Here is a 14,568-nt window from a genome sequence, read left to right as displayed (position 1 = left end):
GAGGTCAGTCCTCGGGGTTACGGCCGCCAGACGGGCAAGTGCAGTTCAGCGATCAATCCGCCCGATGGATTGTTTTTCAGGAGAATATCGCCTGCATTGGCACGCGCTACGTTGCGGGCGATAGTCAAGCCGAGGCCGAAACCGCCAGAGTCCCGATTTCGGGACTTTTCCACACGGTTGAAAGGTTTGAACATTTCCTCGATCTGGTCTGTCGGAATGCCGGGCCCATTGTCCTTCACCCGCAGCACAAGCTCGTTATTTTCCTGGCGCAGCGACAGTTTCGCTTTGCCGCCATAGGCAATGGCGTTGTCAATGAGGTTCGTGATGCTGCGCTGGACTGAGACTGGCTGGCAGTAAGCTATGGCGTCCAGCATGTCCGAGTTTCTTTCATCCAGAGTTGCGTCCGGATAATTGTCTACAATGGAAAGGAGAAGCGACCAGAGATCGACTTTCTCCTTCTCTTCATTCGCTAGTTCTGACGTGGCAAAGTCGATCACGGAACGTGAAATAGCCTCGATATCGCTCAGATCCTTGGCCAGCGACTTTGCGAGGGCTTCATCTTCAACCAGCGCCAGGCGAAGCCGGATACGGGTGAGCGGCGTGCGCAGGTCGTGTGCAAGGGCGGCTGCAAGTTGCTCGCGTTCTGCCACATAATCGAGAAGCTTCGATTGCATCGTATTCACTGCTCGCGCGGCTGCCTTGTATTCCCTGCTGCCGTCTTCGGGCAGCGGAGAGCTTTTCAAGTCGCCTCCGATGCGGTGGACGGCATGTTCCAGCACACGGTAAGGTGCGGTCAGGCGCCGCGTTGCCCATATTGCGACAAGAACCACGCTGAGCGCCACAAGCGCGAAAAGTGGAATGGTTTCGGTCGTGATGATTGGATCAGCCGGGGTGATGCGCGTGGTAAAATTGATCCAGCGCCCATCGCCAAATTGCAGTGATGTCGTCAGGCTGGCGCCCAGATTTGCCGTTGCGGCAAGATCGTTGATCTGCTTTTCGACATCGCCGATGTCTCCGCTGTCAGCGGTCGGCACAACGGTGGCATGCGGGCCGTGGGCAAGCTTGTCCCGCCGAATGCGGGCATCGATGACACCGTAGCGCGCCAGGCGCGCGACAAGGACATCTTCCAGTTCCGCAAGATCTTCTTCACTCGCCAGCACGGTTGGCACATCGGGTTGCAGGGTGATGGTGAGGCCCTGACCTGAGCTTGCCAGGCGAGAAGCAAGGCTGTTCCAGTCGCTGACCGGCGTCGTGTTCAAGAGCTTGACGAGTGATGTCGCCCTTTCGCTGAGACGGAAAAGTTCAAGCGCATAGTTGGCTTCCTTCCGGTCCTGCGAAACGATCCAGAGCGTTGCTATCTGGGTAATCAGAAGGCCGCTGATCAGTATCGTGAGAAGCCAGCTCGGTAGAGAACGCGGAAAAGGGAACCTCATTCCACCTCGACCTCATGGCCAAACTGATAGCCGCCACCGCGAATGGTGAGGATCAATTTGGGAGAGCGAGAATCATCGTTCAGCTTGCGCCTCAGCCGGCTGATAAGGATATCAACGCTGCGGTCATAGCCGTATACCGCTTGATTTCCGGCCATTTCCATCAGTTGGTCACGACTAAGGATGTGCTGCGAACTTTTGACGAAGGCTTCGAGGAGATTGAACTCCGCCGTGGTAAGTTCCACTCGCACGTCGGATGGAGACGTAAGTCTCCTTCGCGCGCAATCGAGGGTCCAGCCAGCAAAGCGGTAGCTATGAGTGACGGGACGGCTGGGCGCCCGGTTGTTTTCCAGGCGCCGGAGTACAGCACGGATACGGGCCAGCAATTCGCGCGGATCGAACGGTTTGGCCAGATAATCGTCGGCGCCGATTTCCAGGCCCAGTATCTTGTCGGCAGCATCGGCAATTGCCGTAAGCATGATGATCGGCACCCGCGAATGACGACGGATATCCTGGCAGATTTCAATGCCGCTTTTTCCGGGAAGCATGACGTCGAGAATAATCAGGTCGACTGCCGTCCGGCTCATCACATCATGCATTTCTTCGCCGTCATGGGCGATTGAAACGCGCATGCCGCGCCGTTTGAGAAATTCATGCAGAAGGTCACGTATGTCCTTATCGTCATCGACAATCAGAACGTGGGCGTCTTCTTTCAATTTGAAGTATCCGTAATAGCCTAAGGTTACGAGATAGTAGCGCCCGGATTGCGACGATAAAAAGCCTTGGGCAATGGTTTTCAACCGGCAATTGGATAGCGCTACAATCCAGAAACAAATTGCAACAGATGCGAAAAACAAGGGCAAACAAGGCGTGTCATAACGGTTTCGCTGAAGAAACTGAAGTCCAATGAAAGATTGAATTCGTATGTTCAAGTCGGTTTTCATATCGAAAACAGCAACGAAAGCGTTTCTTTCAACACTTTGTCTTGCGGGTCTGCTGTCCTTCCCGCTTCCCAACGGAGCAATGGCAGCGCAACTCGTAACACGTAGCGAACGGTGTGACAGGCTTCAGCATCAACTGCAAACCGCGCTTTCAGGTCGTGCCGAAACCCGGCAGGCCCGTCAGGCAGAGATCTTGCAGAAGCGGGGGATGAAATTCTGCGCAAGCAGAAGAGAGGCTCAAGGCTTGCGAGCCTATGCCGAGGCCCTCAAGCTTCTAGGGATCAAACCTGACATGGCCGATACGGGCGGACAGGAAAGTGCTTTACCTCCGGCGGGGAAGACCCCGAACGGAAAACCCAATTGAGGAACCGGAAAATGAAGAAGTCTCTTATTTCTGCTCTTGGTGTGGCCGCTGTTCTGGGCCTGTCCGCTCCTGTGCTGACGGCAAGCGCTGCTAACGCTGCTCCGGCTGCTGCAACGCACACGACTGTTGCCAAGCATCATGCGAAGAAGGCTAAGGCTCACAAGAAGCATCACACCGCGAAGAAGTCGCACAAGAAGGCCGCTCCGGCCAAGAAGAACTAAGTTTTCCGTTTCGTGCGATAACCGGCGGCTCCCTCGCAGTCGGTTCTTGCCACCAAAGGCCGTTGCCTGTCGGACATGAGATGTCCGATTTGCAGCGGCCTTTTCTTTTGTTCGGGGTGGACTTGCCGAAACCTCTCCGACGGCCATATTTTCGGTTTTGCAAAGGGGAGCAGTTGCCGTGACGACGATCGATTTGAAGCGCATTTACGATGCTCCTTCACCGGAGGATGGCTACCGTGTCCTCGTGGATCGAGTTTGGCCGCGGGGCATGACGAAGGAAAAAGCCGATATAGATCTGTGGGCCAAGGATATTGCTCCGTCAGCCGAACTTCGCAAATGGTTCTGCCACGATCCGGCAAAATGGAGCGATTTTCAGAAGAAGTATCGCGAAGAGCTTGAACGCAAAAAGCCCGTGCTGAAAGAGCTAATGGCCAAAGCTGGCGAGAAAGGCGGTCGTCTGACGCTGTTATATGGTGCGAAAGACGAAGAGCATAATCAGGCTGTGGTATTGCATGCGTTCATGCAGTCTATGTAGTCTGCCTCACCAAACACGTTTCAATCCCGGCCTTCTTCTGGCGCTCCGAGCGGGAACAGATGCCGGAATGGTCGTGCTTCGTCCAGAGCGCGGGCATAGCTGGGGCGTGCAAGCAGACGTTTGCGATAGGCCCACACATTGGTGAACTCTTCGGCAATGGCATAAGTCCAATCTGCGTAGAGCAGGGAGGGAGCCGCAGCGCAATCAGCCAGACTGAACTCATCGCCGGAAGCCCACTCGCGCCCAGCCATGTGCCGATCCAAAAACGCATAGGCTGTATCGAGCATCGCTCGCCAGCGGTCGCCGCCATCATCATGTTCGCGGCCAAGCGCAATATAGACAAGACGCTGTTGTGGGTAGTTTACATAGTTATCGAAGAAGCGATCCCACATGCGTACATCAGCGCTTGCAAGTGGATCGGACGGGATCAGACGTCGGGAATGGGGATAGGCAGCTTCGAGATATTCGATTATTCCAGTTGCTTCAAAGACCAGCTTTCCATTGTCCGTCAGGATTGGAAACTTGCCAAAAGGCCAGAGCGCGGCGAACTCGCTGGCAACCGGTTCGGTGCCGTCGAGCATTCTTGCTTCGAAGGCTATGTCCTTTTCATAGAAAGCTGTTATGGCCTTCTGGCAATAAGACGAGAAGGGATGCAGGTAGAGTTTCAGCGACATCATGGTCCTCCCATATTGCTACAGATCAACCTCAATCGCCGTTGCTGCGGTAGTCCGCACGATTGATGCCATGGCGCTGCATCTTATCGTAAAAGGTCTTCCTTGGAATACCGAGGGCTTCAATCGTTTCCTGAACATTGCCATTATGCGCGGCAAGTGTTTCGCGAATTATCGTTTCCTCATAGCGCTCCAGCCGTTTGGGAAGCGGCTCCTGATTGCTGCTCGTGAGCGTTGTCGAATGAACCGCTTTCTCAACCCCAAGCGCCACACGGTCGGCAAAATGGGCGAGCTCGCGGACATTTCCCGGCCAGTCGTGACTCATAAGATAGCGGTTCGTAGGGGCTTCGATTGCGGGCACGTCGCGATTGAAGCGCTTTGCAGCCCGCGACAGGAAATGCGCGAAAAGCAACGGAATGTCCTCACGTCTTTCTCTCAGCGGCGGAATGGAAAGGGTGACGACGTTCAGCCTGTAATACAGGTCTTCTCGGAAGTCGCCTCTCTGTGCAGGGTCCGCAAGATCGATCTTTGCGGCCGCCACGACGCGAAGATCGACCGGGCGCACCTCGTTCGTACCGAGCGGGGTGATCTCCCGCATCTCGAGCACGCGCAGCAGTTTCACCTGTGTCGCAGCCGGCATGCTTTCTATTTCATCCAGAAACAGCGTGCCGCCACTTGCATGTTCAATCCGCCCAAGCCGCTTTTTCTGCGCTCCGGTGAAAGCGCCTGCCTCGTGACCGAATAATTCGCTTTCGATCACCGTTTCGGGCAAGGCACCGCAGTTGAGAGCCACGAAATTGCCCTTGCGGCGACGGCTCCAATTGTGCAGCAATTGTGCAACCACTTCCTTGCCGCTGCCGGTTTCGCCAGCTACGAGCACATCCACATCGGTATCGGCTATATCCCGCAAGGTACGACGCAGGTTTTCCATTGCGGGCGTCTGGCCAATCAACGGCAGATCGCCCTCCGCATTCTGCGCGGCTTCGCGTAAAGCGCGGTTTTCGAGGACCAGTCGGCGCGTTTCCCAGGCGCGGCGGATGCTGTGCACGAGCCTGTCGGCTGCAAACGGCTTGGCGATGAAATCATAAGCGCCGTCCTGAATGGCCTGCACGGCCATCGGGATATCACCATGACCGGTGATCAGGATGACGGGCAGTTCGGCGTCAACCGCTTTGATCCGTGCAAAGAGCTGAAGGCCATCGATTTGCGGCATTCTCACATCCGTGACGACGACGCCGTCATAAGCAGATGTAACACTGTTCAAGGCATCCAGAGCGTTCGGAAAATCTGCAACATCGAAACCGGCAAGCTCGAGCGTCTGCCGGGTGGCGCGCCGCAGCGCCCTGTCATCATCGACCAGAATAACGGAGGGTGATTTATCCATCATGCTTTTCTCAATTCGATGCGGAAAGACGTGCCGGCGGGGCCGCTTTCGGCAGAAATCGTCCCGCCATAATCGTTGACGATTTCCTTGACGATCACAAGACCAAGGCCGAGTCCCTTTTCCTTCGATGTATTGAAGGGCGAAAACAGATTGTCGCGAATATGCTGTGGCATGCCTGGTCCGTTATCGGAGACGGTGATGATGACCTTGTCATTCTCCACATGGGTTCGGACTTCTATCCGACCATCATTTTCTTTTGCATCAACTGCTTCCAGTGCATTCTGAAACAGGTTTATGAAAACCTGTTCGAGCCTGATGGAATGCCCGATGACGCGTAGTTCGGGCGGTGGTAACACGACGTCGAGTTGGTCCATCCGTCCGGAAAAACGGCTGCGCAACAATACCAGGGCTCCCGAAATAACCTTGCTTAGCGAGGTTGGCTCGGAGGGAGAACGTCCTTTTCTCGCAAGCGCTTTCAAATCACCTGTGATCGTGCCGATTCGATCTGTCAGCGCCGCGATTTCGTTGAGATTGTCGGCTGCCTCCGAAAGTCTCTTGCGTTCAATGAAGGTTCTTGCGTTGTCTGCATAAGCGCGGATGGTTGCAACCGGTTGGTTGATTTCATGCGCCACGCCTGCTGCGACCTGACCCATGATGGCGAGACGATTGGCATGAACAAGATCCTGCTGCACGCCCTGCAGCATCGTTTCGGTGCGGCGATGATCACTGATCTCCGCTTGCAGCCTGTCCCGCGCCAGGCTGAGGTCGCGGGTGCGTTCTTCCACCCGCTCTTCAAGTTCCATCCGTGTGCGTCGGGCATCGGCAATGCGGGCCGCGAGCTTCTGTTTGCGCCGCAGGAGAAGTCCTGCAAAGCTCGCGATCGCTGTCAGAACGATAAAGGCGAACAGCCGTGCTTCTCGGACGGCAGCAGGAATTTGCGGACGAATTGGTGCGAGACTGTACATTTGCCAGGAAGTGGAGGGCACGGCAGAGCGGATTGCAAGAAAGTCGGTATTGCGGGCGTTGCCCGGGAGCAGGGCGTCGATCAACAAAGAGTCCCCGCTATCAAATGAAGTCACCGAAAGCGGCAAGGGTGCCAACGGTGCGTCTCCAAACTGCAGGCTATCGCGGATTGACTGGATCTGTTCCTGACCGATTGACCCGATAGTCATGAATCGCCACGACGGCAGGCTCGTAATCAGCACTATGTTGCGTTCGTCCGTTACGAAGGTTGGACGGCCGGCACTGTTCCAGTCGCTTTCGAGACGGTCGAATTCGAGTTTCACGACGATCACGCCAAGTGGACCGTTCGGGCCATCAATGCGGCGCGATATGTAGAGGCCAGGGCGATTGCTGACATTGCCGAGTGCGAAATATTCGGCATCTCCGTTTCTCAGCGCGTTGTGAAAATAGGGGCGAAATTTGTAATCGTTGCCGACGAAGCTGTCCGGTTCGCGCCAGTTACTTGCAGCAATGGCGACGCCATCCATACCGACAAGATAGATGACCGCTGCCTGCGTGCCGCGCGCGAGCGTCTCCAGTTTTTCGTTCAGGGGAGTGATCGTCGTGGGCGTCTTGTCCTGCAGTGCAGTTTCCAGTGCCCGGTCCTTTGACAGCACCAGAGGCAAAGCGCGCTGCTTGTCGAGCACTGCGCGCAACAATGCCGTATTGAGGTTGGCATCGATCCGGGCCTGCTCGCTCAATGCCAGCATGGCCTTGTCTCGCGCCAGGTCGCCGACGATCCAGAAAGCGAGTGCAAAAACCACCGCCCAAAACAAACCAAACAGCGCCCATGGGCGACGGCTGGCGTTTGTGGGCAGGGTTAGAATGTCCATGGTGGAAGGGTGCGGGCTCATCACTTTATTGTGCAATATTTCAGACATGGGAGAAATAGAAATGTGCGGATAATCGCACTTTTTATCGAGGCCCGTCACCGTAAGACATATTAAAATATTTAAAAACAATAACTTAGACCTAGAGTCGTAGACTGGCACGGAGATTGCAATCAAACAACTCAGCAGCGGTTCTGATCGCTGAAACTTGAGACTGAATGGCTCGGGAGGTTGGAACGAGTTCCAGGCTGGGCCGAACGGAGGACGTCATGATTGCAGTACCGACAGGCGCCGCGGCTTCGCCGCGTGGTCCTATTCCCTTTTACAAGCACCTTTATGTACAGGTGTTGGTGGCTATTGCTGCCGGTATTCTCCTTGGTCATTTTTACCCCGAACTGGGAACGCAGCTGAAGCCGCTTGGCGATGCGTTCATCAAGCTCGTCAAAATGATTATCGCTCCGGTCATCTTTCTGACCGTTGCAACCGGCATCGCCGGTATGACCGACATGAAGAAGGTAGGTCGCGTTGCCGGTAAGGCGATGATCTACTTCCTGACATTCTCGACACTGGCCCTGATCGTCGGGCTTATCGTCGCCAATGTCGTGCAGCCGGGCGCAGGAATGCATATCGACCCGGCTTCGCTCGATCCGAAAGCCGTTGCCAATTATGCCGCCAAGGCACACGAACAGACCATCACTGGTTTCCTGAGCAACATAATTCCAACGACAATTGTCGGCGCATTCGCTGAGGGCGACATCCTGCAGGTGCTGTTCTTCTCCGTCCTGTTCGGTATCGCGCTGGCTTTGGTCGGCGATAAGGGCAAGCCCGTTACCGATTTTCTTCATGTCTTGACTGCACCGGTTTTCAAGCTGGTTGCAATCCTGATGAAGGCAGCCCCGATTGGCGCATTTGGTGCCATGGCGTTCACCATCGGTAAATATGGTATCGGTTCGATTGCCAATCTCGCACTGTTGATCGGCACGTTCTATCTTACTTCCCTGCTGTTCGTGCTTGTCGTTCTTGGAGCGGTCGCCCGCTACAATGGCTTCTCGATCCTCGCGCTCATCCGCTACATCAAGGAAGAACTGCTTCTGGTTCTGGGCACGTCTTCGTCGGAAGCGGCCCTCCCAGCGCTGATGGACAAGATGGAAAAGGCCGGCTGCAAGCGTTCGGTGGTGGGGCTGGTCATTCCGACCGGCTACTCGTTCAATCTGGATGGCACCAATATCTACATGACGTTGGCCGCGCTCTTCATCGCACAGGCGACGGACATCCCGCTGTCGTTGAGCGATCAGATTCTGCTTTTGCTGGTGGCGATGCTGAGCTCCAAGGGGGCGGCGGGCATTACAGGCGCCGGGTTTATTACACTGGCGGCGACACTGTCTGTCGTTCCGGCCGTTCCGGTTGCGGGCATGGCTCTAATCCTCGGTATCGATCGCTTCATGTCCGAATGCCGGGCACTGACAAATCTTGTCGGCAATGCGGTGGCGACCATTGTGGTGGCGCGTTGGGAAAATGAACTCGACACGGACAAGCTCGCCGCAGCGATGAACGGTGCGCCTCTCATCACGGATGTTATTCCGCAGCTGGAACCCGCTGAATAATAGTGACGACTTGAAAGGAAACGGCCCGCTTCTGGCGGGCCGTTTCGTATTCATCGTTCGACAGATTTGCCTTGGGTGATCAACCGCGCGCTATGCTGGCCGGAAATATAAGTCCACAGCCAGCTCCACGCGACAGCGGCACGGCTTCGTGTTCCAATCAGGAAGAAGATGTGCGCAATACCCCAGAACCACCAGGCGATGATGCCTTTCAGCTTGAAGCGCCCCATATCGACCACAGCAGCGCCTCTGCCAATGGTGGCGAGATTGCCCTGATGCTTGTAACGGAACGGCATTGGCGGCGTTTGTCCTTCGATGCGGCTTTTTATGACCGTGGCAACGTAGGCACCTTGCTGTTTGGCGGCAGGCGCTATGCCCGGAACCGGCTTCCCGTCCGGTCCCTCAACCCAGGCCGTATCCCCGATGACGAAGATATCTTCATGCCCGGGAACATTGAGGTTTGATAGAACCTTGACGCGTCCGGCACGGTCGCTCTCCGCGCCCAGCCACGTTGCGGCAGGGGAAGCCGCAACGCCAGCAGCCCAGATCGCCGTGCGGCACGGAATGAACTCTTCGCCGACTGTAACGCCCTCGGCTGTTATGTCCTTCACCGGAATCCCGAGCCGTACTTCCACGCCCAGTTTTTCCAGTGCTCTCAATGCATAGTCGGACAGATCTTCCGGAAAGGCTGCCAAAATGCGCGGACCCGCTTCGAGCAGCATTACGCGCGTTTGCCGCGTGTCGATATTGCGAAATTCAGGCCATATGGTTTGCTTGGCGAGCTCTGCAATAATGCCTGCGAGCTCCACGCCAGTCGGCCCGCCGCCAACGATGGCAAATGTCAGCAGCGCCTTCCGTTTTGCTTCATCGGTTTCGCGTTCAGCGCGCTCGAAGGCGAGGAGCAGACGGCGGCGAATAGTTGTTGCATCCTCAAGCGCCTTCAGTCCAGGCGCCAGCGCTTCCCACTGATCGTTGCCAAAATAAGCATGGCGTGCGCCCGTGGCGAGGACGAGCATATCGTATGAAATTTCTGTGCCGTTTTCGAGCTGCACCTGCCGGCGTTCCGTATCCACGTCGGTAACTGTACCCAGCAGTGTGGTCACTTCAGTGCGGTCGCGAAACAGCTGGCGGATCGGCCAGGCAATTTCGGATGTGGCGAGGATGGTTGTCGCAACCTGATATAAAAGCGGCTGGAAAAGATGATGGTTACGCTGATCAATCAATGTAATCCGCACATTGACGTTTTTGAGATCGTGGATCAATTGCAATCCGCCAAAACCGGCGCCGACAACGACAAGATGGGGGACACGCTGTTCGCTCATTACTTCCGCCTGCTTGCTGGATCAATCGGCGAGTGACCGGCCCGTTCCCAGCAGTACGCGACCGTTCGACACCAATGTATACCTGTAGATTGCGATTTCCAGACCGCTTGTCTGCGAGGGGTGGGATTTCTGAAGGAGGTGCAGCAATCACACCGATGACATAACCAGCAGGTTGCGACGAACTTCGTCGCCATTGCCATTTACGAGCTGCTTCTCAATGTCCAGATGGGTAGCCTTCCAGATCGGCACGGCTGCCGCAAGGATAGCTTTACCCTCGGGTGTGAGTTGCAATAATCGCTCGCGCCTGTCGTCGGGATTCACGATGATCTCCACCCAGCCTTGCCGCTGCAACGGCTTCAGCGCCGCGGTCAGCGTGGTTTGATCCATGGCCAGAAGCTCCGCGACCGGCTTCATTGGTGGAGGCACCGGGCGATTGAGCGATATCAACAAGGAGAACTGGCCGTTCGTTAGCCCCACCGGGCGCAGGGCATCGTCAAAGCGGCGGGCGAGGGCGCGGGCGGCGCGCTGAACATGCAAGCAAAGGCAGGTATCACGAACCAGAAGCGTTGTTTCAAAAGGTACATCACGGCTATTTGACATGATTTATTAATATTGATATCAATGTAAATCGTCAAGCAGGAACATTGATATCTACGGGCGGGAGCAAAAGCCGGAGGAGGGCTTGCACCATGAACGAGGTCGTATCCCGAGAAGTTTGGCTTGAGGCGCGGCGTGCGCTTCTGGCAAGCGAGAAAGAAGCCACCCATCTGCGCGACAAGGTCAATCGTGAGCGGCAAGCCCTGCCATGGGTGAAGGTAGACAAGGACTATACGTTCGATACGCCTTCGGGACGGAAAACGCTTTCCGATCTGTTCGACGGGCGCAGCCAGTTGCTGATCTATCATTTCATGTTCGGACCTGACTGGGATCAAGGCTGCACGGGTTGTTCGTTTCTTGCCGACAATTTTGATGGCGCGGTGGCGCATCTCAACAATCATGATGTAACGCTCGTTGCCGTTTCGCGCGGACCGCTGGCAAAGCTTGAAGCCTACAAGAAGCGAATGGGTTGGCATTTCCCATGGGTCTCATCGGAAGGCAGCGATTTCAACTTCGATTATCACGTCTCCTTCACGAAGGAAGAGCTCGAAAACAATCGGGTGTTCTACAATTTCGACAAGCTTGCCGCAGAAGACGCCTTCGATGAGCTGCCGGGCATGAGCGCCTTCTACAAGGACGAAAACGGCACAATCTATCACACCTATTCCAGCTATGCCCGCGGCATTGAAGAATGGATAGGCACGTTGATGATCCTTGATCGGGCGCCCAAGGGCCGCAACGAAAACGGGACGATGCATTTCGTCAAGCGGCACGATGAATACGAAACAAAGGCATCCGGTCATAGCTGTTGTGGCTGATCGTTCGAACAAAAGAGAGAACCAAGGGAGTACGTTCAATGAAACAGGGCTCATCTCCGTTCGTCTGGTACGAACTTATGACGACAGACACGGACAGCGCGCAGGATTTTTATACCAAAGTCGTCGGTTGGGCGGCGAAGGACGCCGGTGTTCCCGGCATGAAATATACGCTGTTCGAAGTGCCCGGATGCATGATCGCAGGCATGATGTCGATGGCGGACATGCCGAAGGAGGATTGCGGCGGCCAGGCAGGTTGGCTCGGTTATGTCGGCGTGGCGAATGCCGACGAATATGCGCGGAAAGTGGAAGCGGAAGGCGGCAAGGTTTTGAGGGCGCCGCAGGATATCCCGAATATCGGACGGTTCGCGATTGTGTCCGACCCGCAAGGCGGCATCTTTGCGCTTTTCGAACCGATGGGGGATATGCCGGCACCGGATGATTTCGGTTCACGCAAACCGGGACATCCGGGCTGGCACGAACTTTATGCGAAGGATTGCGAGACGGTTTTTCCCTTCTACGAGAAAGTGTTTGGCTGGAAACTCTCACGCAATTTCGACATGGGCCCTATGGGCAATTACAAAGTATTCAGCGTCGATGGCGCCGATCATGGAGGCATCATGACCGCGCCTCCCGGCACACCGGTCGGCTGGGGTTTTTACTTCATGGTGGAAGGCGTCAAGGATGCAGCCGACAGGGTCAAGTCTCTTGGCGGAGCCGTCCTGCAAGGACCTATGGAGGTGCCGAACGGCGAGTGGGTCGTTCAATGCAAGGACTCGCAAGGTGTGAACATCTCGCTTGTAGCGTCGAAACCTTAGAAAAGACTGCGCCCCGCGATTGACTGCCGGTACATTTGCGATGATTGGATGATACATCGAAACGTATCGGCGGAAGATCGACCCATGCACGACAGAAGCACGCGTCAGTCTCAAAGGTCTGGAACTGTTCTCGCGGCAGATGTCGGTGGGTCCTTCATTCGGCTTGCGCGCTCGACGCATCCGGGAAATATCGAGCTTCTCGAAAAGCTCCCCACTCCCGCTGACAGCTGGGAAGAATTTGGGTGTGCGCTGGAAACGACGCTACGAACTCACGCGCCGAACGAGGAGTGGCCGCTTGCCCTCTCGATCGCCGGATTGGTCGATCCGGATACAACGACTGCTCTGTCGGCAAATATTCCCTGCATTACAGGTCACAAGCTAAGTCTCGAACTTGGAGAGCGACTGCAGCGCCGGGTCATCGCGGCCAATGATGCCGATTGTCTGACGCTTGCCGAAGCGATTGAAGGCGCCGGTAAAGGCCACGATATCGTCTTCTGCGCAGTGCTGGGCACAGGCGTCGGTGGTGGGCTTGTTGTCGATGGCCGGCTGGTTCGAGGTAAGGGCGGATTGACTGGTGAATGGGGACATGGCCCGATCCTCAACACATCGGTGGACCTTGATGGACAAACTGTACTGGTCCCGCGCTTCAGTTGCGGTTGCGGGCAAAGCGGTTGTGTCGATACCGTCGGCGGCGCGCGCGGGATTGAGAGGCTGCACCGTTTTCTGAATGCCGCCGATGCAACGAGCCATGAGATTATACAGGATTGGCTCGACGGCTGTCAGATGGCCGGAAGGACAATCTCCGCCTATCTCCAACTGGTTGCCGATCCGCTGGCTGCCGTCGTCAACGTAACCGGCACATCGATCATTCCCGTGGGTGGCGGGCTTGCCACGGCGTCCGAGCTGATTTCAGCGATTGACGAGGCAGTGAGAGCCCGAATCCTGCGCAAAACGGAGCAGCCTATAGTCGTTCCCGGGATATTCGGCAGCGATGGCGGTTTGGTCGGGGCTGCAATATTGGGGCATCAGGCGTGAGCGTGTTACTCGAAGTCTGCGTGGATAGCGCCGAAGGCCTGTATTCGGCGATCGAAGGTGGCGCGGATCGCATCGAACTCTGTTCCGCCCTTGAACTGGGCGGCTTGACGCCCTCGCAGGCATTGATGGAGCTTGCTTCAACAGTGCCGATCCCGGTCTACGCGATGATCAGACCCCGTGCGGGCAGCTTTTGCTTTTCGGCTGAAGACGAAGTCATCATGGCGGCAGATATTGGCAACGCCAGAAATGCCGGCTTGGCCGGGGTCGTCCTGGGTGCTTCGCTCGCCGATGGTTCTCTGGATGTTACCTTGCTGGAAAGACTGATTGCAGAGGCAAAAGGTCTCGGAACCACGCTTCACCGCGCCTTCGATCTCGTGCCTGACGCGGAGACCGCGCTGGAGCAGGCAATCGCGCTTGGTTTCGAGCGCATCCTGACGTCCGGCCTCTCCCAGACCGCGGAAGAGGGACTGGACAATCTGCGGCATTTGGCGGGAAAGGCCGGGAAACGCATCAGCATTATGCCCGGCAGCGGCGTCAGTGCCGGCAATGTAGGTCGGATAATCGAAGCCACGGGGGCGACAGAAGTTCATGCTTCATGTCGCGTCGCAGTCGAAGAAAAGGATTCTCGTGCAATCGCATTCGGTTTCGCTGGGGAACGATCTTTTCGGACATCAGCCCAGCGCATGAGTGAGTTGAAAGCCGCAATCGGACATATTTAAAGGCCGTTCATTCCAAATTCCGTGTCTATGGCAGTGCTGATTTCGCGCAATGGCCAGCCGCTGAAAAGGAAATTTCTCAAACAGTTCGAGGTGGCACTTAAACCCTATTGCCACCCTGAAAGAGTTTGAGTAGAAGTGACATCACATCAAGAGTTGGGGCGACGCCCAACGCCAACCTGCCTCTCCGGGCAAGGTGGTACTCTCTGTAAAGGGAGGATGTGGCCCAACCGGCAAATATACGGATAAAGCCACTCGCGTCAGCTCCGACATAAACTAGGGACCG

General features: G+C 56.0%; 15 protein-coding genes and 1 riboswitch. Of the genes, 8 read left to right on the top strand and 7 right to left on the bottom strand.

Going from position 1 to position 14,568, the window contains the following annotated elements:
* Window positions 1-17: 17 nt before the first annotated feature.
* Together JNC63_RS00720 and JNC63_RS00715 are read right to left on the bottom strand one after the other, a co-directional pair.
* Window positions 18-1,433, bottom strand: coding sequence for an ATP-binding protein (locus JNC63_RS00720; RefSeq protein ID WP_063620438.1), 1,416 nt, complete (start codon window positions 1,431-1,433; stop codon window positions 18-20).
* The gene (locus tag JNC63_RS00715) at window positions 1,430-2,146 is read right to left on the bottom strand and encodes a response regulator (RefSeq protein WP_021585639.1); all 717 of its coding nucleotides are present in this window, start codon (window positions 2,144-2,146) and stop codon (window positions 1,430-1,432) included. Before JNC63_RS00715 ends, JNC63_RS00720 begins: the two co-directional genes overlap by 4 nt.
* Before the next feature lie 208 nt (window positions 2,147-2,354).
* On the opposite strand from JNC63_RS00715, the gene JNC63_RS00710 reads away from it, so the two are divergent.
* From JNC63_RS00710 to JNC63_RS00700, 3 genes are all read left to right on the top strand, one after another.
* Window positions 2,355-2,735 (top strand): hypothetical protein, encoded by a 381-nt coding sequence (locus JNC63_RS00710; protein WP_063620437.1) that lies wholly within the window; start codon window positions 2,355-2,357, stop codon window positions 2,733-2,735.
* Between the two features lie 11 nt (window positions 2,736-2,746).
* A complete protein-coding gene (locus JNC63_RS00705; protein WP_021585637.1) occupies window positions 2,747-2,956 on the top strand; it encodes a hypothetical protein in 210 nt (69 codons plus the stop codon).
* Window positions 2,957-3,134: 178 nt separating this feature from the next.
* Window positions 3,135-3,491, top strand: a complete 357-nt coding sequence (locus tag JNC63_RS00700; protein WP_021585636.1) for a DUF488 domain-containing protein — start codon at window positions 3,135-3,137, stop codon at window positions 3,489-3,491.
* Window positions 3,492-3,511: 20 nt separating this feature from the next.
* Here JNC63_RS00700 and JNC63_RS00695 read toward each other — a convergent pair whose 3' ends face one another.
* From JNC63_RS00695 to JNC63_RS00685, 3 genes are read right to left on the bottom strand one after another with little or no spacing between them, the layout of a single operon-like run.
* Window positions 3,512-4,165, bottom strand: a complete 654-nt coding sequence (locus JNC63_RS00695) for a glutathione S-transferase family protein (protein ID WP_025091995.1) — start codon at window positions 4,163-4,165, stop codon at window positions 3,512-3,514.
* A 31-nt stretch (window positions 4,166-4,196) separates the two neighbouring features.
* Window positions 4,197-5,546 carry a sigma-54-dependent transcriptional regulator gene (locus JNC63_RS00690; protein WP_031346214.1) on the bottom strand — a complete coding sequence of 450 codons (1,350 nt, stop codon included), beginning with the start codon at window positions 5,544-5,546 and terminating at the stop codon, window positions 4,197-4,199.
* Window positions 5,546-7,381, bottom strand: coding sequence for a sensor histidine kinase (locus JNC63_RS00685; protein ID WP_374846113.1), 1,836 nt, complete (start codon window positions 7,379-7,381; stop codon window positions 5,546-5,548). The genes JNC63_RS00690 and JNC63_RS00685 overlap by 1 nt, the downstream gene beginning before the upstream one ends.
* A gap of 266 nt (window positions 7,382-7,647) precedes the next feature.
* On the opposite strand from JNC63_RS00685, the gene JNC63_RS00680 reads away from it, so the two are divergent.
* A complete protein-coding gene (locus tag JNC63_RS00680; protein ID WP_021585632.1) occupies window positions 7,648-8,982 on the top strand; it encodes a dicarboxylate/amino acid:cation symporter in 1,335 nt (444 codons plus the stop codon).
* 50 nt (window positions 8,983-9,032) lie between these two features.
* On the opposite strand, the gene JNC63_RS00675 is transcribed toward JNC63_RS00680, so the two are convergent.
* Both JNC63_RS00675 and JNC63_RS00670 read right to left on the bottom strand, forming a co-directional pair.
* Window positions 9,033-10,301, bottom strand: a complete 1,269-nt coding sequence (locus JNC63_RS00675) for an NAD(P)/FAD-dependent oxidoreductase (RefSeq protein WP_021585631.1) — start codon at window positions 10,299-10,301, stop codon at window positions 9,033-9,035.
* Between the two features lie 147 nt (window positions 10,302-10,448).
* Complete coding sequence (locus JNC63_RS00670) at window positions 10,449-10,901, bottom strand: MarR family winged helix-turn-helix transcriptional regulator (RefSeq protein WP_031346211.1); 453 nt, start codon at window positions 10,899-10,901, stop codon at window positions 10,449-10,451.
* 89 nt (window positions 10,902-10,990) lie between these two features.
* Between JNC63_RS00670 and JNC63_RS00665 the strand changes: the two genes are divergently transcribed.
* The 4 genes from JNC63_RS00665 to JNC63_RS00650 all read left to right on the top strand — a co-directional run bounded on the left by JNC63_RS00665 (window position 10,991) and on the right by JNC63_RS00650 (window position 14,285).
* The gene (locus JNC63_RS00665; protein ID WP_021585629.1) at window positions 10,991-11,716 is read left to right on the top strand and encodes a DUF899 domain-containing protein; all 726 of its coding nucleotides are present in this window, start codon (window positions 10,991-10,993) and stop codon (window positions 11,714-11,716) included.
* 38 nt (window positions 11,717-11,754) lie between these two features.
* The gene (locus JNC63_RS00660; RefSeq protein WP_063882445.1) at window positions 11,755-12,531 is read left to right on the top strand and encodes a VOC family protein; all 777 of its coding nucleotides are present in this window, start codon (window positions 11,755-11,757) and stop codon (window positions 12,529-12,531) included.
* An 84-nt stretch (window positions 12,532-12,615) separates the two neighbouring features.
* Window positions 12,616-13,566 (top strand): ROK family protein, encoded by a 951-nt coding sequence (locus JNC63_RS00655; protein WP_021585627.1) that lies wholly within the window; start codon window positions 12,616-12,618, stop codon window positions 13,564-13,566.
* Complete coding sequence (locus JNC63_RS00650) at window positions 13,563-14,285, top strand: copper homeostasis protein CutC (protein ID WP_031346210.1); 723 nt, start codon at window positions 13,563-13,565, stop codon at window positions 14,283-14,285. The genes JNC63_RS00655 and JNC63_RS00650 overlap by 4 nt, the downstream gene beginning before the upstream one ends.
* A 138-nt stretch (window positions 14,286-14,423) precedes the next feature.
* Window positions 14,424-14,533: riboswitch (SAM-I-IV-variant riboswitch) on the top strand.
* Window positions 14,534-14,568 lie beyond the last annotated feature (35 nt).

This window comes from Brucella ciceri, from assembly GCF_041930145.1.
In the GTDB taxonomy this organism is placed as follows: domain Bacteria; phylum Pseudomonadota; class Alphaproteobacteria; order Rhizobiales; family Rhizobiaceae; genus Brucella; species Brucella intermedia.
This window is presented reverse-complemented; position numbering and strand designations above follow the sequence as displayed.

Coding starts and splice junctions, on each gene's coding strand:
- JNC63_RS00720 (WP_063620438.1), bottom strand. CDS start 1,433: ATGAGGTTCCCTTTTCCGCGTTCTCTACCGAGCTGGCTTCTCACGATA.
- JNC63_RS00710 (WP_063620437.1), top strand. CDS start 2,355: ATGTTCAAGTCGGTTTTCATATCGAAAACAGCAACGAAAGCGTTTCTT.
- JNC63_RS00705 (WP_021585637.1), top strand. CDS start 2,747: ATGAAGAAGTCTCTTATTTCTGCTCTTGGTGTGGCCGCTGTTCTGGGC.
- JNC63_RS00695 (WP_025091995.1), bottom strand. CDS start 4,165: ATGTCGCTGAAACTCTACCTGCATCCCTTCTCGTCTTATTGCCAGAAG.
- JNC63_RS00690 (WP_031346214.1), bottom strand. CDS start 5,546: ATGGATAAATCACCCTCCGTTATTCTGGTCGATGATGACAGGGCGCTG.
- JNC63_RS00685 (WP_374846113.1), bottom strand. CDS start 7,381: ATGGACATTCTAACCCTGCCCACAAACGCCAGCCGTCGCCCATGGGCG.
- JNC63_RS00680 (WP_021585632.1), top strand. CDS start 7,648: ATGATTGCAGTACCGACAGGCGCCGCGGCTTCGCCGCGTGGTCCTATT.
- JNC63_RS00675 (WP_021585631.1), bottom strand. CDS start 10,301: ATGAGCGAACAGCGTGTCCCCCATCTTGTCGTTGTCGGCGCCGGTTTT.
- JNC63_RS00670 (WP_031346211.1), bottom strand. CDS start 10,901: ATGTCAAATAGCCGTGATGTACCTTTTGAAACAACGCTTCTGGTTCGT.
- JNC63_RS00665 (WP_021585629.1), top strand. CDS start 10,991: ATGAACGAGGTCGTATCCCGAGAAGTTTGGCTTGAGGCGCGGCGTGCG.
- JNC63_RS00660 (WP_063882445.1), top strand. CDS start 11,755: ATGAAACAGGGCTCATCTCCGTTCGTCTGGTACGAACTTATGACGACA.
- JNC63_RS00655 (WP_021585627.1), top strand. CDS start 12,616: ATGCACGACAGAAGCACGCGTCAGTCTCAAAGGTCTGGAACTGTTCTC.